Here is a 17,292-nt window from a genome sequence, read left to right on the forward strand (position 1 = left end):
GCTGAAAAACTTACGTATCAGCGTCGGTGTCGTCAAACGAGCAACCGCCATTGAGCAGCAGGTGTGAGCACGCGACTGCTATGCCTTGGAGCATTAAATACCCCGCATCAACGCTTCCACACCTTGCTACGGCCCCCCCCTTGACCCGCGCCGTGATATCGTTCCTGCCCAAGTCAACTCGCCCTTAAAGAGACCTGCCGATGTCCAGTACTCACCTCCAGCCTGGCTTCATGATCGTCCACGGCAATCGCCCCGACGACCTGCGCAGCCTGGTGGTGAGCTGGATGCGCCGTTACCCCCTGGCGCCTCTAGAGAACGAAATCGCGCTGGTTCAGAGCAATGGTATCGCCCAATGGCTCAAGCTCGCTTTGGCCGAAGACCCCCTAGAGGATGACCAGGGCGGTTGTGGCATTGCCGCTGCCATCGAGATGCAGCTCCCGGGTAGTTTCATGTGGCAGCTGTACCGCACCGTGTTGGGCCGCGATCAGATACCGGAAGTGTCGCTGCTCGACAAGGCACCGCTCACCTGGCGCTTGATGCGCCTATTACCCGAGCTGATTGAGCGGCCGCACTTCGAGCCGTTGCGGCGTTTTCTGACTGACGACAGCGATCTGCGCAAACGCTATCAGCTCGCCGAGCGCCTGGCCGACCTGTTCGACCAATATCAGGTATACCGCGCCGACTGGTTGAAAGAGTGGGCCGCAGGACGGCATGTGCTCAATACTGCACGCAGCGAACGCAAGCCATTGCCTGTGGATAACTGCTGGCAGGCAGAGCTGTGGCGTGCCTTGTTGGAGGACGTAGGCGAGCAGGGCATGGCCCAGAGCCGTGCCGGCGTCCACCAGCGGTTCATGGCCTGTATCGACGACCTGAAGCAGGCCCCGGCAAACCTGCCCGCGCGGGTCATCGTGTTCGGTATCTCCTCGCTGCCGGCCCAGACGCTCGAAGCGCTGGCCGGTCTCGCCCGTTTCAGCCAGGTGTTGTTATGCGTGCACAATCCTTGTCGCCATCACTGGGCCGATATCGTGGCCGACAAGGACTTGCTGCGGCACCAGTACAAGCGTCAGCAACGCCGGCCCGGCATGCCATTGGAACTCGATGACCAGTCACTGCACCAACACGCACATCCCCTGTTGGCAGCCTGGGGCAAGCAAGGCCGCGACTACATCAATCTGCTCGACAGCTACGACGACCCAGGAAGTTACCAGGGTGTCTTCAGCGATGGACGCATCGACCTGTTCACCGAAGGCTCACCCGTAACGCTGCTCAACCAGCTACAGGACGATATCCTTCAATTGCGCCCGCTGGCCGAATCCCGTGAGCAGTGGCCGCCGGTCAATGCACGCCGCGACCGTTCGGTGCGCTTTCACGTTGCGCACAGCCCGCAACGGGAAGTCGAGATTCTCCACGATCAGTTGTTGGCTCGCTTCAGCGCAGATCCCACACTGCGTCCACGCGACGTCATCGTCATGTTGCCCGACGTGGATAGCTACGCACCGCACATACGGGCCGTCTTCGGCCAGGTGCAGCGTAAAGACCCTCGCTACATCCCTTTTACCTTGACCGACCAGGGCCAGCGTGGCCGCGAGCCGCTGCTGATCGCCCTGGAGCACCTGCTCAAACTTCCCGAAAGCCGCTTTGCCGTCAGCGAAGTGCTGGACCTGCTGGACGTGCCGGCAGTACGGGCTCGGTTTGGCATTCGCGAAGGCGACTTGCCCACCCTACACCGCTGGATCGAAGGGGCCGGCATTCGCTGGGGGCTCAATGCCGAGCAACGGGCCAGCCTTGGCTTGCCGGAAGGTCTCGAGCAGAACTCCTGGCGCTTTGGTTTGCGGCGGATGTTGCTGGGGTATGCCGTGGGTGTGGGTGATGCCTGCGATGGCATCGAGCCTTATGACGAGATAGGCGGGCTGGACGCTGCGCTGATTGGCCCGCTTGTCGCGTTGCTCGATGCGCTGGAAGTGGCGTGCCAAACCTTGTCATCCCCGGCCAACGCCGGCGAGTGGAGCGAACGCCTCAATGCCCTGCTGCACGTCTTCTTCCTGGCCGAGGATGAGCAGGACGAGTTCTTGCTGATCCAGTTGCAGGACCTGCGCGAATCGTGGCTGGATGTCTGCGAAACCGTGGACCTGCAAGATCCACTGCCCCTTACGGTGGTGCGCGAGGCCTGGTTGTCGGGCCTGGATCAAGGCAAATTGTCCCAGCGCTTTCTGGCAGGCTCGGTGAATTTCTGTACCCTCATGCCCATGCGGGCCATCCCGTTTCGCGTGGTCTGCCTGCTGGGCATGAACGACGGTGACTATCCTCGCGCGCAGCCACCGCTGGATTTCGACCTGATGGCCACCGACTATCGCCCAGGTGATCGTTCGCGTCGGGAAGATGATCGCTACCTGTTGCTCGAAGCCCTATTGTCGGCCCAGGACCAGCTCTACGTGAGCTGGGTGGGCCACAGTATCCGCGACAACAGCGAGCGTCCTGCCTCGGTACTGATCGGCCAGCTTCGCGATCACATCGCGGCGGGATGGCAACTGGCCGATGCGCAAGCCGACACCAAACACGATCCGGGCCAGCAACTGCTTCACGCCCTGACCCAGGAACACCCGTTGCAGCCGTTCAGCCTGCGCTATTTCGAACAAGGCAGCGTGCTGTTCAGTTACGCGCACGAGTGGCAAGTGCTACACCAGGCCCACAGCGACGACCCTCACGACCTGTCCGAGCTGACGCCCTACCAGGATGATGAGCCGCTGACATTGAACCAGCTGGCCGATTTTCTGAGGCACCCAGTGCGGCACTTCTTCAGTCAGCGGCTCAAGGTCTACTTCGAAGCGCTCGAAGCGCCCACGCCGGACGAAGAGCCTTTCGTACTCGACGCCTTGCAACGTTATGGCGCAAGTGAAGCATTACTCAGCGCAGCCTTGAGCGCACCCGAGGATGCCCAGCGTGCCCTGCATCAGCAAGCACGCCGCCTGCAGGCCCAGGGCCTGTTGCCCTTGGCCGGTTTTGGCGAGCTCTTGCAGCACGACCTCATCGAGCCGCTGCCTGACTTGTTGCAACGCCATGGGCAGTTGCTCGAACGCTGGCCGCGGCAGGTTGAGGGCGCACTGCCCGTGCATTTCGAACACGGTCCTCATCGGCTGGAGGGCTGGCTGGGCCGCGTGTTCCAAGGCGATGACCCGAGCGTGCTGAGCATCACCACGGTCCCCAACACCATCAGTGCAGGGCGCAACAGCCTCAAATGGCATCGCCTCATCGCGCCATGGGTGACACACCTTGCCGCCTGCGCCGCAGGATACGCCTATCACACTGCGCTGGTAGCCAGTGACGTGACCCTGCTACTGGCGCCAGTCGGCCAGCAAGCGGCAGCACAGCTGTTGGGAGAACTGCTGGTGGCACGCCAGGCAGGCATGTGTGCACCGCTGCCAGTGGCGCCTAAGACGGCATTCGCCTGGCTCGCCCAGGACGAGCCGGACAAAGCCATGGCTGCCGCTGCCCGTGCTTACGAAGGCGACGAACGCACGGGTGCCGGCGAGCGCGGTGAAAGCGTTGCCCTGGCCCGGCAGTTCCGCGATTTCGCCGCGCTCACGGCCGACGAAACCTTCGAGGGATGGTGCGAGGCCTTGTACCGCCCCCTGTTCGACGCCCCCTGGCAAACCCTGGGCAACCCGGAGAAAAACGCATGACCCAGGCTCGGCCATTGGCCCTGAATTTCCCCTTGCATGGCAGTCAGCTGATCGAGGCCAGCGCGGGAACCGGCAAGACATTCACCATTTCGGCCTTGTACCTGCGCCTTATCCTCGGCCATGGTGGCGAGCAGGGTTTCGAACGAGAGCTGCTGCCGCCGCAGATTCTGGTGGTCACGTTCACCGACGCTGCCACCAAGGAGTTGCGCGAGCGTATCCGGACTCGGTTGGCCGAGGCGGCGCGGTTTTTCCGCGGTGAACTCGAAGCCGTCGACCCGCTGCTGGCGCAACTGCGTGACGATTATCCAGAGCACGCTTGGCCAAGCAGCGCCGCCCGGCTGGAAACGGCTGTGCAGTGGATGGACGAGGCTGCCGTATCGACCATTCACGGCTGGTGCCAGCGCATGCTGCGTGAGCACGCATTCGACAGCGGTAGCCTGTTCACCCAGAGTCTGGAAACCGATCACAGTGAACTGCTGGGGCAGGTGGTGCGCGATTACTGGCGGCGTTTCTGCTACGGCATGCAAAGCCAGGCCCTGGCGTGGGTACGTAGCCACTGGGTCAGCCCTGCCGCGCTCTTGCCCCGCATTCGCCCGTTGTTTGGCAGGGTGCGTGCCGCCCACCAAGGGCCTGAGCCCGAGACATTGATCCTTGAGGCGTTGCAGGCCCGCGATGAGCAGTTGGCCCGGCTCAAGAGGCCTTGGGCTGCCTGGGCACAGGAGCTGCGACAGCTCTGTCGCGACGCCGTGGCCGCCAAGCACGTGGATGGCAGGAAGATGCAGGCCCGCTACTTCGAACCCTGGTTCGACAAGTTGTGCCTGTGGTGCAACGACGAGCAGTGCGTAGAACTTGACCTGGGCACAGGTTTCACCCGTTTGACCCCTGCGGGCCTGGCCGAGGCCTGGAAAGTCGGCGAGCCGCCAGCGCACCCTGCACTCGATGCCATGCAAACCCTGCAACAGGACCTGCAGGGCCTAGCCAGTCCGGATGCAGCGCTGCTCGAACATGCCGCCAGTTGGGTTTCGGCGCAGTTCGAAGTGGAGAAGCGGCGCCGCGCGGAAATGGGCTTTGATGACATGCTCCTGCGGTTGCAGCAGGCACTGCACAGCGAGGCAGGCGAGCGTCTGGCCGGATTGATTCGCGAGCAGTTCCCGGTGGCGATGATCGATGAATTCCAGGACACCGATCCGATCCAGTACGGCATCTTCGAACGCATCTACCGCATCGGCGAGAACCACGGCGACACCGGCCTGTTCATGATCGGCGACCCCAAGCAAGCGATCTACGCCTTCCGCGGTGCCGATATCTACACCTACCTCGCTGCCCGGCGCGCGACCCAAGGGCGCTTGCACAGCCTGGACACCAACTACCGCTCCAGCGAAGGCATGGTCGCGGCGGTCAACCAGGTGTTCCAGCAAGCCGAGGCGCGTCCCGGCGGGCGTGGCGCCTTCCTCTTTCGGGAGGCGCACGACAACCCTCTGCCCTTCGTTGCCGTGCGCGCCCAGGGCCGCAGCGAGCAATTGATGCTTCAAGGGCAACCCTGCGCCGCACTTCAGTGCTGGCAACTACCCAGCGACGAGCCGGTTTCGGTGGGCGTTTACCGGCAGCAGATGGCCGCCAGTTGCGCGAGCCACATCGTGGGCCTGCTCAACGCCAGTCAACGCGGCGCGGCAGGCTTTGCGCACGCCAATGGCCAATTGCGCCCGTGCCTGCCTTCGGACATCGCCATCCTGGTGCGCGATGGCCACGAGGCGCAACGCATCCGCACGGAGCTCGCTGCCCGAGGCGTGCGCAGCGTCTACCTCTCCGACAAGGACTCGGTGTTCGCCGCCCAGGAAGCCCATGACCTGCTGGCCTGGCTCAAAGCCTGCGCAGAGCCGGACTCCGAGCGTCTGCTCAAGGCGGCGTTGGCCAGCTTGACGCTCGACCTGTCGCTGCCGGCGCTTGATCGCCTGAACCAGGACGAACGGGTGTGGGAAAGCTGGGTGATGCGGTTTCGCGCCTACCGCGACACGTGGCAGCGCCAGGGCGTACTGCCCATGCTGCGCCAGTTACTGCATGACTTCGAACTGCCGCGAACGCTCATTCGCCGCACGGACGGCGAGCGAGTGCTCACCAACCTCTTGCACTTGGCCGAGTTGCTCCAGCAGGCCGCAGGCGAGCTGGACGGTGAACAGGCGCTGATCCGGCACTTGGCCGATCATCTGGCCAGTTCAGGCCAGGCTGGCGAGGAGCAGATCCTGCGCCTGGAGAGTGACGAGCAACTGGTCAAGGTGGTGACCATCCACAAGTCCAAAGGCCTGGAATACCCCTTGGTATATCTCCCGTTCATCTGCTCCAGCAAACCGGTGGACGGTAGCCGCCTGCCGCTCGCCTGGCATGACAGCCAAGGCAATGCGCACTTGACCCTGACGCCGGACGCCACGCAGATCGAGCGCGCCGATGACGAGCGTTTGGCCGAAGACTTGCGCCTTTTGTATGTGGCGCTTACCCGTGCCCAGCACGCCTGCTGGCTGGGGGTGGCCGACCTCAAGCGCGGGAATCACAAGCGCTCGAACCTGCATCGCTCGGCGCTCGGCTACCTGCTGGGCGGCGGCACTGAGCTTGCCGACTCCAAGCAACTGGCAGACTGGTTGCAAGCACTGGCCGATACCAGCGCGCACATTACCTGCCCAGGGCTTCCGGAGGCGGACCGGGCGCCCTACCAGACACCGCAGTTGCAGCATCAGCTGGTTCCAGCCCGTATGCCCCGCCGCGCGGCGGCCGAACAGTGGTGGATCGCCTCTTACAGCGCCCTGCGGATCGGCGAACAGGCGCTGGGCGTCGACAGTTCCCTGGCGCAACAACTGCTCGATGATGAGCGCGTCGATACCCAGGTTCTGCGCGAGGTCCCGGCCGATAGCGGAGACATCCACCGTTTCCCCCGCGGTCCCAACCCCGGCACGTTCCTCCACGGTTTGCTGGAGTGGGCCGGGCGCGAAGGCTTTGCCCAGGTGCGCGACAACCCGCAAGCGCTGGCCCGCACCGTGGGCCAGCGCTGTAACCGGCGCGGCTGGGAGGGCTGGATACCGACGCTGACCCAGTGGCTTACAGGCCTGCTCGACACACCGATGCCAGTGGCGCAAAACGGCCTGACCGTGACCCTCAGCCAGCTCACCCACTATCAGGTCGAGATGGAGTTCTGGTTTGCCAGTCACCAGGTCGATGCCCAGCAGCTCGACCGCCTGGTGGCCCACTACACCCATCCAGGGCTACTGCGCCCAGCCGCGCAGCCGACGTTGCTCAACGGCATGTTCAAGGGCTTCATCGACCTGGCGTTCGAGCTGCAGGGGCGCTACTACGTGACCGATTACAAATCCAACTGGCTGGGCCCGGACATCCAGGCATATGACCCTGCCGCGATGCAGCAAGCCATCCTCGAGCATCGTTACGACCTGCAGTACGTGCTGTACCTGTTGGCCCTGCATCGACAGCTGCGCGCCCGCCTGCCGGACTATGACTATGACCTTCATGTCGGCGGGGCCCTTTTCATTTTCCTGCGAGGGGCCAACGGCAGCGGGCATGGCATTTATCACGCCAAGCCCCCACGCGAGTTGATCGAAACCCTCGATGCGTTGTTTCGCGGCGAGCACGCGCCTGCTGCGCATGACCTGTTTGCCGGAGACGCCCCATGAGCCGAAGCCTCCTCGACCTGCTGCCCAGCCCCCTGCAAGCCGAGCATTTGCTGGCCCTGGCCCCTCAGCACCGCAGCAGTGACCTGTTGCAACTGCTCGATCGCTGGGTCGAACGCGGTTGGTTGCGTGCGCTGGACCGTGCTTTCGTGTCATTTCTGGAGACGCTTGCGCCGGGCAGTGACCCGCTGTTGCTGTTGGCCGCCGCCCTTGCCAGCCATCAGCTGGGGCATGGGCACGTCTGCCTGGACTTGCAGCAGACCTTGGCCGAACCTGACTTCGCGCTCTCGTTACCGCCTGAGGGTGATGCATTGACCGGCCCGCTGCTGTTGCCCTCCCAGCTGCTGGCCGGCCTTGACCTGGACGCCTGGCGCCAGCGCATTGCCGCAAGCCCGCTGGTGGCAGCCGCCGATGCGCCCGGGCAGCACACACGGCCTTTGGTCCTCAGCGGCGAACGCCTCTACCTGCGCCGCTACTGGAGTTATGAACGACGCATCGACAGCACATTGCGCCAACGCCTGACCCAGGCCGACGCCATACCCCCAGACCTGGCGGCGCGTCTGGACGCCCTGTTCGAGGGCGGCAGCCTCGCAGGGCAGGTGGACTGGCAGAAGCTTGCCTGCGCCCTGGCCACGCGCGCCGGGTTCAGCATCATCACCGGTGGGCCTGGCACCGGCAAGACCACCACCGTGGTACGCCTGCTTGCCTTGCTCCAGGCCCCGGCAGTGGAAGCGGGCAGGCCGTTGCGCATCCGCCTGGCGGCGCCCACGGGCAAGGCCGCTGCTCGCCTGACCGAATCCATTGGCCAGCAAGTCGAGCGTCTGCAGGTCAGCAGCGCCGTGCGTGGCCATATCCCCACTGAAGTCAGCACCGTGCACCGCCTGCTCGGCAGCCGTCCAGGCTCGCGACATTTCCGTCACAATGCCGCCAACCCGCTGCCCCTGGACGTACTGGTGGTCGATGAAGCCTCGATGATCGACCTGGAGATGATGGCCAACCTGCTCGATGCCATGCCGCCAAAGGCACGGCTGGTGCTGCTGGGTGACAAGGATCAGCTGGCCTCGGTGGAGGCCGGTGCGGTGCTGGGTGATTTGTGCCGGGATGCCGAGCAGGGCCGCTACTCCCCAGCGACCCAAGCATGGCTGGAGCATATTGGCGGGCAATCGCTGTCTGAAAGCGGTCTTGAGCCAGGTGATGAACAGCGCCACCCACTGGCTCAGCAGGTGGTCATGCTGCGCTTTTCCCGGCGCTTCGGCGAAGGCAGCGGCATCGGCCAGCTCGCCCGGTTGGTCAACCGCCAGCAAAGCCATGCGGCGCGCAACCTGCTGGCCATGCCGCCGCCCGACGTCCACAGCCTGGCCCTGAAACAGGAGCATGACCGCGCCTTCGATCGCCTGCTGCTCGACGGCCTGGACCGCGGCGCAGAAGGCCCCCAGGGCTATCGCAGCTACCTGCGTACACTGGGCAGCCAGCGTCCGGCGCTGGACACTCCCTTTGACGACCCTGCGTGGGAGCGCTGGGCTGCCAAGGTCTTGCACAGTTTCGAGGATTTCCAGCTGTTGTGCGCCGTGCGCCGCGGCGCCTGGGGCGTTGAAGGGTTGAACGAGCGCGTGGCGCGGGTGCTGCACAACGCCCGCCTGATCGACAGCCAGCAGCCTTGGTACGAGGGCCGCCCGGTGTTGGTCACGCGCAACGACTATGGGCTGGGTTTGATGAACGGCGACATCGGCATCGCCCTGTGCCTGCCGGACGAACAGGGCAAGCCATTGCTGCGCGTGGCCTTTCCCCGCAACGATGGCAAGGGTGGCGTACGCTTTGTACTGCCCAGCCGCTTGAACGAGGTGGAAACCGTGTTCGCCATGACCGTGCACAAATCCCAGGGCTCGGAATTCGGCCATACCGCACTGGTCCTGCCCGACGCACTCAATCCGGTGCTGACCAAGGAGCTGATCTACACCGGCATCACCCGTGCCAAGCACTGCTTCAGCCTGGTGGAACCTCGCCAGGGCATCTTCGAGGAAGCCGTGGAGCGCAAGGTTCGACGTATCTCGGGGTTGATGCTCGAGCAGGTGTGAGGGCGAGCGCCGTCAGGGCTGGGTGCAGGCCTCGGCAAAACGCATCACCGTATCCTGCCCCATCATCAGTGGGGCATTGGCTTCGGTCACCTCGCGGATGTAGTCCCACAACAAGGTGATGCGCTTGAGTTTGCGCAGGTCTTCGCGGCAATACATCCAGAATTGCCGCGTCACCTCCACCTGATCGGGCAGCACCGTGACCAGCCGCGGGTCCTGCGCGGCCAGAAAACACGGCAGAATGGCCAGCCCCCGACCTTGAAGCGCCGCGGTGTACTGGGCAATCACGCTGGTACTGCGCAGGTGGGCCGTGGCCCCAGGGATCAGGTTGGCCAGGTACAGCAGCTCGGAGCTGAAAGCCAGGTCGTCGACATAGCTGATGAAGGGATGCCCGGCCAGGTCGGCAACGGCCTGGATCGGCGCGTGGCTGTCCAGGTAGGCCTGGGTGGCGTACAGGCGCAGCCGGTAGTCGCACAGCTTGCAGCATACATAGGGCCCGTGTTCCGGGCGTTCCAGGGCGATGACGATGTCTGCCTCGCGCTTGGACAGGCTGATGAAGTGCGGCAGCGGCAGGATATCCACTGAAATCGCCGGGTATGCATCGACGAAGTGGCTCAGCTGCGGGGTGATGAAGAAGCTGCCGAAGCCTTCGGTGCAGCCCATGCGCACATGCCCCGACAGCGCCACCCCGGAGCCTGACACCTGCTCACACGCCATGTGCAGCGTACTCTCGATGGCCTCGGCATAACCGAGCAGGCGTTGGCCTTCTGCCGTCAGCACAAAACCGCTGGTGCGCGATTTTTCGAACAACAAGGTGCCAAGCGCCCCCTCCAGCGACGTGATGCGCCGCGAGACGGTGGTGTAGTCCACGCTCAGGCGTTTGGCCGCGCTGCTGGCCTTGCGGGTGCGGGCTACTTCAAGAAAGAACTTCAAGTCGTCCCAGTTGAGCGCGCTCAGGGATGTGAGGTCTTTTTGCATGATGATCCGGAATTTTTATGCGTTCTTGTAGGATGTTTGCACATCTATACTCGAAACATGCCCTCTTACGCCACCCCGCGTTAGCGACGGCGCTGGCGATCTCGTCCTGACAATAATTCCAAGGAGAACGCAGATGAACGCACCCCAGTCCCCTGATCAGACCAAGGTCGAGCAGGCCAAGCTGCTGATCGATGGCCAATGGGTGGAGTCCCGAACGAGCGAGTGGCGCGATATCGTCAACCCGGCCACCCAGGCCGTGCTGGCGCGTGTTCCGTTCGCCACCACCGAGGAGGTGGACGCCGCCGTGGCAGCGGCCCAGCGTGCCTTCTCGACCTGGCGGCATACGCCGATTGGCGCGCGCATGCGCATCATGCTCAAGCTCCAGGCGCTGATTCGTGAGCACAGCAAGCGCATCGCCCAGGTGCTGAGCGCCGAGCAGGGTAAAACACTGGCCGACGCCGAGGGCGATATCTTCCGTGGCCTGGAAGTGGTTGAGCACGCGGCTTCCATCGGCACCCTGCAAATGGGCGAATTCGCCGAAAACGTGGCAGGCGGTGTCGATACCTACACCTTGCGCCAGCCGATCGGGGTGTGCGCCGGCATCACACCGTTCAACTTCCCCGCGATGATCCCGCTGTGGATGTTCCCCATGGCCATCGTCTGTGGCAATACGTTCGTGCTCAAGCCCTCCGAGCAGGACCCGTTGTCCACGCTGTTGCTGGTCGAGCTGGCCGTGGAGGCCGGGGTGCCGGCCGGTGTGCTCAACGTCGTCCATGGGGGCAAGGCCGTGGTCGATGCCCTGTGCACGCACCAGGACATCAAGGCGATTTCCTTCGTCGGCTCGACCGAAGTGGGTACCCATGTCTACAACCTGGCCAGCCAGCATGGCAAGCGCGTGCAGTCGATGATGGGCGCCAAGAACCATGCCGTGGTGCTGCCGGACGCCAACCGTACGCAGACCGTGAATGCCCTTGTAGGGGCGGCCTTTGGTGCCGCAGGCCAGCGCTGCATGGCCACCTCGGTCGCGGTGCTGGTGGGCAAGGCCCGCGAATGGCTGCCGGACATCAAGCAGGCGGCGAGCAAGCTCAGCGTCAACGCTGGCTGCGAGCCGGGTACCGATGTGGGGCCGGTGGTGTCCAAGCGGGCCAAGGAGCGTGTACTGAGCCTGATCGAGAGCGGCATCCGAGAAGGCGCCACGTTGGAGCTCGATGGCCGCGACGTCAAGGTGCCGGGCTATGAGCAAGGCAACTTCGTCGGCCCCACCTTGTTCTCGGGCGTGACCACCGACATGCAGGTCTATACCCAGGAAATCTTCGGGCCGGTGCTGGTCACGCTCGAGGTCGATACCCTCGACGAGGCCATCGCACTGGTCAACGCCAACCCGTTCGGCAACGGGACCGGTCTGTTCACCCAGAGCGGCGCGGCGGCGCGCAAGTTCCAGAGCGAGATCGACGTCGGGCAGGTGGGCATCAACATCCCGATCCCGGTACCCGTACCGTTCTTCAGCTTCACCGGCTCGCGCGGCTCCAAGCTGGGAGACCTGGGGCCGTACGGCAAGCAGGTGGTGCAGTTCTACACCCAGACCAAGACGGTTACCGCCCGCTGGTTCGATGACGACAGTATCAACGACGGCGTGAACACCACCATCAGCCTGCGCTAAGGAGCACGACATGCGTATCGCATTCATTGGCTTGGGCAACATGGGCGCCCCCATGGCCCGCAACCTGATCAAGGCCGGTCACCACCTTGCCCTGTTCGACCTGAACAAGGAGGTACTGGCAGAACTCGGCGCCCTGGGTGGGCAGGCCAGCGCCTCACCACGCGAGGCGGTGGCCGAAAGCGACCTGGTCATCACCATGTTGCCGGCCGCCGCGCACGTACGCAGCGTCTACCTCGATGACGATGGGGTATTGGCCGGGATCCGAGCTGGCACGCCTACCGTCGATTGCAGCACCATCGACCCGCAAACCGCCCGCGAGGTGTCCAAGGCGGCGGCCGCCAGGGGCGTGGACATGGGCGATGCACCGGTCTCAGGGGGCACGGGTGGGGCGGCGGCCGGTACGCTGACGTTCATGGTCGGGGCCAGCGACGCACTGTTCGCAGCGCTCAAGCCGGTGCTCGAGCAAATGGGCCGCAACATCGTGCACTGCGGCGAAGTGGGGACGGGGCAGATCGCCAAGATCTGCAACAACCTGCTGCTGGGCATTTCGATGATCGGTGTGTCCGAGGCCATGGCACTGGGCAATGCCTTGGGTATCGACACCCAGGTGCTGGCAGGGATCATCAACAGCTCCACCGGACGCTGTTGGAGCTCCGACACCTATAATCCCTGGCCTGGCGTGATCGAAACGGCGCCGTCTTCGCGTGGCTACACCGGCGGCTTCGGCGCCGAATTGATGCTCAAGGACCTGGGGCTGGCCACTGAAGCTGCGCGTCAGGCCCGCCAGCCTGTGATCCTTGGCGCCGTTGCGCAACAGCTGTACCAGGCCATGAGCCTGCGCGGGGAGGGGGGCAAGGACTTCTCGGCCATCATCGAGGCCTACCGCAAGCCACAGTGAGCAAAGGGGCACGTCATGAACGTGCAGGGGGCGGCTCATTGCGCCCCCTGCGCCTGCGAATCAGGCGAAGACGAAGTACTTGCGCACTGTCTCGACCACTTCCCAGGTGCCCTTCATTCCTGGCTCGATCACGAACACGTCACCTGCCTTGAGGTGCTTCGGTTCCTCGCCTTCCGGGGTGACGATGCAGTAGCCATCGAGGAAGTGGCAGTATTCCCACTTGTCATAGTTGACTTCGAACTTGCCTGGGGTGCAGATCCAGGTGCCCATGATCTTGCTGCCGTCGGCTGACAGGTAGGCGTTCAGGTTCACGGTGTGCGGGTCGCCCCCGATGCGTTTCCACTTGGTAGCGTCCACGACCGGGGTGGGGCAGGTCTCACGCAGCACGGTGATGAAATCGGACATGGCACAACTCCTGTGACTGGTTGAATGACCCGTCACCATAGGTGTTGAAGCGCCCGTGCAGTTGCCTGAAGTCGACGTCCAGGTGCCTGGTCGCGCTGTTCATGCAGGTTCAGCTCAGGCTACAGGCTAGTTCGCTACCAGGCCTTGGCGCCGCTTCAAGCCCACCAGTAACGCACGAAGTGGAAAAATACCGGTGCAGCGAAGCAGACCGAGTCGATGCGGTCGAGCATGCCGCCATGGCCTTCGATCATGTGCCCCCAGTCCTTCACGCCACGGTCGCGCTTGATCGCCGACATCACCAGCCCACCAAAGAAGCCCATGGCATTGACCGCCAGGGCCATCAGGGCAGCCTGCCAGAAGCTGAACGGCGTGATCCAGCACAGCAGCGCGCCGATCAGCGTGGCCAGTGCCACGCCGCCCACCAGGCCCTCGAGGGTTTTGGAGGGCGAGAGGTTTGGCGCCACCTTGCGCTTGCCGAACAGCTTGCCGCACACGTACTGCAGCACATCACTGAGCTGCACCACCACGATCAGCCAGGCGATAAGCAGCAGGTTGCGCCCTTCAAAACCGGGAATCTCCAGGGTCATCAGCGCCGGTACCGCCGACACGCAGTACACCGCGATCATCAAGCCCCACTGCACCTTGGAAGCCCGCTCCAGAAAGCGCGTGGTGTCGCCCCCCAGGCTTGCCAGGATCGGCAGCAACAGGAACAGGTAGACCGGAATGAAGATGCTGAACAGGCCATACCAGTCCATGGCGATCAGCACGTACTGGACGGGCAGCGCAATGTAGAACGCCGCTGCCAGGGCGGGGTAGTCACTGCGCCGGGTGGGGGTGAGGGTCATGAATTCGCGCAAGGCGTAGAACGACACGCCGTAGAACAACACGATCACGCCGTATTTGCCGAAGACGAAGGCGATGCCGATCACCAGCACCATGACCCACCAGGCATTGATGCGGGCGTTGAGGTTGTCGATCACCGCATGGGGCCCGGGGCCTGCGCGCCATTTCAGGACACGGCCGATCACACTGGCGAGCAGCAGCAGGGCGCCGATGCCGGCGAACAGCGCGAAGGTATTGTCGTGCATGTCAAACGTCCTTGGGGGCTAGATCGAGCAGGGCCTGGCCAGCCCGCTCCAGAAAGGCTTGCTTGCTTTCGTCGGCCTGCAGGCGCAAGGGTTCGCCGAAACTCAGGGTGCACAGCAACGGTAACGGCAAGGCGCGTCCCTTGGGCATCACACGATTGAGGTTGGCGATCCACACCGGCACCAGCTCGACCTGTGGGTGGGCCGCCGCCAGGTGATACAGGCCACTTCGCAACGGCAACAAGGGCTCATCGCTGAGGTTGCGTGTGCCTTCGGGAAAGAAGATCAGCGAATCGCCCTGGGCCACGGCATCGAGCACCGGTTGCAAGGGGTGACCCTGGCCTTCGTCGCGTTGTCGCTGGATCAGCACGCCATTGAACACCTTGCGGATGAGAAAATCGCGAATACCCGGCTTGGCCCAGTAGTCGGCGCCAGCTACCGGCCGAGTGCGACGCCGCAGCGTCTGGGGCAGCGATGCCCACAGCAGGACGAAATCGCCGTGGCTGCTGTGGTTGGCAAAGTACAGCCGCTGCACCGGAAGGGGCGTGCACCCCAGCCAGAGGGCTCGCGCCCCGGTAATCAGGCGTGCGGCCGAAGTGATCAGGTAGGCGGTGAGGTTGGCGAGCATGGAGCGTTCATCATCCTTTGATAGACAGTATCAGCACGGTAGCCAAGGCCACCGTGAGTTGCAGGCCCAGGCACAGGGCCTGGCGACGCAGCAGGCCGAGCGCAGCCCGGCTGCGCAGCGGCCAGGTACGCGCATCGGTCGGCTGCGGCTTGAGCCCATGGTCGAACAACGCGCGGTCCAGCGCCTGCATGTCTGCCGCCAGGTCTTGGCTTTGGGCCAGGTGCGCGAACAGCTCGGCATCGAGCGCAACGCGAATGGCCCAGTACTTGTGCAGCATGCCCAGGCCAACGAGCAGCAGGCACGGCACAACCGACCAGGGCGACAGCGCCGCGCCAAGCAACGGCACCAGGCCGAACCCGAGCGCCAGCAGGGTCATGCCGTCCGAGAGCCCTGCCAGTTGCCGGCCCCGGCGCAACAGGCTGGCGACCAACACAAGGTCCACTCAGCGCACCCGTTGAGCGAGGCTGACACTGAAAATCCCCCACTCGTCGATGCGTTGGGTCACCTTGCGAAAGCCCGCTGCTTCAACCAGCTGGTCCATTTCTGCCTGGCTGCGGCGACGCATCACCCAAGCCTGGCCACCCCGGTGGCTGGTCAAGGCGCGCGCAATCATCTCCAGTTGCGGATGCCACGGTTGACCGGTGTAGACCAGGTAACCGCCATCCTCCATCGCCTGGGCCAGGCCAGCCAGTGAATGGCTCACCAGGGTGTTGCTGGCGAACAGTTCATACAGGCCTGATACCACTGCCAGCGTCGGAGGCTGCTCCAGCGTCGCCAGGCTATGACGGTCGAAGGCATCGCCCTGAACGAAACGGGCAATGTCACCCAGGCCCTTTTCCTGGATCAGTGCGGCGCCTTGTTGCACGTTGAGCGGGCTGTAGTCGCGCAGCAGGATTGACTCAGGGCGCTGATCGACCTGTTGCAGGGCTTCGAGAATGTAGCGGCCATGGCCGGCTGCGATATCCACGATGTGCACCGGGCGGCCGGCATCGCGCAGACGATCCATGGCCAGGCGCAGCAGCGCTTCGACATGCACCTTGCGCTGGCGAATGCCACGCCAACCGATGGCATTGAGGTAGTTCTGGTCGACCAGGCGGCCCAGCCCGCCTTTGCCCGCAGGCTGGTTGCGGTACACATAATCCAGTGTGCTGCCCGAATCGAAACCCGTGTCGAAGCCAAGCCGCACGCCGTCCGCTACCTTGCTGCCCAAGCGCAGCCCGGCACGGGTGGCGCGCCAGTAAAGCCCGCGCAGCGAGTGGCGGGGCAAGGGCGCGGCCAGGCTCTCGGCCTCGGCGCAACTGGCGCCGATCTTGTCCGCATCGAGCAGCGAAAGCCGTTCGACCGGGCAGGCGAAGCAATGCTCGACGAATCGCTCAATACGGCGCAAGGCGTGTGTCCGCTCGCGCTCGCCCAAGGTGTCGTGGAAGAACCCTGGCAGCACGTGCATCTCCTTGCGCGCACTGCCCAGCCGGTCGAAGAAGCGCTGCTGAGGTGCGCGCTCGACCACCAGGTCTGCACCGGAGACCAGCAGTTGCGTGGGTAGCTGAATCGCCTGGGCGTCGGCCACCACTCGCTCGGCGGCTTCATACAGGCCTAGCAGCATGGTCACCGAAATGGGCCGGCTGATCAGCGGGTCTGCCTTGTACGACATGACCCGTTCCGGATCATGGGTCAGCAGTTGTGGCTTGACGTAGCTGTTGACGAAGAAATTGCCGCGCACGGCCTTGAGCAGCTTCAGGCCAGGGCGTGCAAAAGGTACATACAGCTTGACCTTGAACGCCGGAGACGCCAGCACCAGGCAACGTACCTTGGGTGCGTAATCATGCGCCCAGGTGGCCACCAGCACCGCGCCGACACTCTGCGCCAGCACCACCAGGTCCTGTTCGGCCAGCCCGTGGCGGGCCTGAATGTGCTCGATGAACGTCTGCACATCGCGCACGCTGGTCGCAAAGCCTGGGCTGTCCCCGCGTGCGCCGGGCGACAGGCCGTGGCCGCGGGCATCCCAGGCAAAAAAGTCATAGCCCGGCATGGCCAGCTCATCGGCCAGGTGGGCCATTCGCCCGCCGTGTTCATGGCCGCGGTGGAACATCACCACCGCCCGACGCGGCTGGTGTTCGTTGCGCGTGGCAGGCCAGTGACGGTAGTGCAGCTCGACACCGTCATGGGTGGAAAAATGCAGGCTTTGCGCTTGGCGCATGGTCGATATCCTTATGCG

Annotated in this window: 11 protein-coding genes; 5 read left to right on the forward strand and 6 right to left on the reverse strand. The window is 64.2% G+C overall.

Annotated features, from left to right (window positions below; translation table 11 throughout):
* Positions 1 to 200: 200 nt before the first annotated feature.
* Genes recC through recD form a run of 3 tightly spaced genes read left to right on the forward strand, consistent with a single transcriptional unit; the run spans position 201 to position 9,426 of the window.
* The gene (recC, locus tag ACF8GB_RS14865) at positions 201 to 3,680 is read left to right on the forward strand and encodes an exodeoxyribonuclease V subunit gamma (protein WP_392527260.1); all 3,480 of its coding nucleotides are present in this window, start codon (positions 201 to 203) and stop codon (positions 3,678 to 3,680) included.
* Entirely contained in the window at positions 3,677 to 7,354 is a 3,678-nt protein-coding gene (recB, locus tag ACF8GB_RS14870) for an exodeoxyribonuclease V subunit beta (protein WP_392527261.1), read from the forward strand. The genes recC and recB overlap by 4 nt, the downstream gene beginning before the upstream one ends.
* Positions 7,351 to 9,426: an exodeoxyribonuclease V subunit alpha gene (gene recD / locus ACF8GB_RS14875; protein WP_392527262.1), complete on the forward strand. Its 2,076-nt coding sequence runs from the start codon at positions 7,351 to 7,353 to the stop codon at positions 9,424 to 9,426. Before recB ends, recD begins: the two co-directional genes overlap by 4 nt.
* Positions 9,427 to 9,438: 12 nt before the next feature.
* Here recD and ACF8GB_RS14880 read toward each other — a convergent pair whose 3' ends face one another.
* A complete protein-coding gene (locus tag ACF8GB_RS14880; RefSeq protein ID WP_392527263.1) occupies positions 9,439 to 10,401 on the reverse strand; it encodes a LysR family transcriptional regulator in 963 nt (320 codons plus the stop codon).
* Positions 10,402 to 10,534: 133 nt separating this feature from the next.
* Here ACF8GB_RS14880 and ACF8GB_RS14885 point away from each other — a divergent pair, with 133 nt between their 5' ends.
* Entirely contained in the window at positions 10,535 to 12,061 is a 1,527-nt protein-coding gene (locus ACF8GB_RS14885; protein WP_392527264.1) for a CoA-acylating methylmalonate-semialdehyde dehydrogenase, read from the forward strand.
* Positions 12,062 to 12,071: 10 nt separating this feature from the next.
* Positions 12,072 to 12,959, forward strand: coding sequence for a 3-hydroxyisobutyrate dehydrogenase (mmsB, locus tag ACF8GB_RS14890; RefSeq protein ID WP_197843727.1), 888 nt, complete (start codon positions 12,072 to 12,074; stop codon positions 12,957 to 12,959).
* Positions 12,960 to 13,019: 60 nt separating this feature from the next.
* Here the strand turns inward: mmsB and ACF8GB_RS14895 are convergent, their stop codons facing one another.
* The 5 genes from ACF8GB_RS14895 to ACF8GB_RS14915 all read right to left on the reverse strand — a co-directional run bounded on the left by ACF8GB_RS14895 (position 13,020) and on the right by ACF8GB_RS14915 (position 17,274).
* Positions 13,020 to 13,364: a cupin domain-containing protein gene (locus ACF8GB_RS14895; protein ID WP_023534343.1), complete on the reverse strand. Its 345-nt coding sequence runs from the start codon at positions 13,362 to 13,364 to the stop codon at positions 13,020 to 13,022.
* A 155-nt stretch (positions 13,365 to 13,519) separates the two neighbouring features.
* Positions 13,520 to 14,452 (reverse strand): phosphatidate cytidylyltransferase, encoded by a 933-nt coding sequence (locus ACF8GB_RS14900; protein ID WP_058639891.1) that lies wholly within the window; start codon positions 14,450 to 14,452, stop codon positions 13,520 to 13,522.
* A 1-nt stretch (position 14,453) separates the two neighbouring features.
* Positions 14,454 to 15,077, reverse strand: coding sequence for a lysophospholipid acyltransferase family protein (locus ACF8GB_RS14905; RefSeq protein WP_196121616.1), 624 nt, complete (start codon positions 15,075 to 15,077; stop codon positions 14,454 to 14,456).
* Positions 15,078 to 15,087: 10 nt separating this feature from the next.
* Positions 15,088 to 15,519 carry a hypothetical protein gene (locus ACF8GB_RS14910; RefSeq protein WP_078477996.1) on the reverse strand — a complete coding sequence of 144 codons (432 nt, stop codon included), beginning with the start codon at positions 15,517 to 15,519 and terminating at the stop codon, positions 15,088 to 15,090.
* Positions 15,520 to 17,274: a bifunctional alpha/beta hydrolase/class I SAM-dependent methyltransferase gene (locus ACF8GB_RS14915; protein WP_392527265.1), complete on the reverse strand. Its 1,755-nt coding sequence runs from the start codon at positions 17,272 to 17,274 to the stop codon at positions 15,520 to 15,522.
* Positions 17,275 to 17,292: the final 18 nt, after the last annotated feature.

Source organism: Pseudomonas sp. xss_4 (assembly GCF_043104125.1).
Taxonomy (GTDB): Bacteria; Pseudomonadota; Gammaproteobacteria; order Pseudomonadales; family Pseudomonadaceae; genus Aquipseudomonas; species Aquipseudomonas parafulva_B.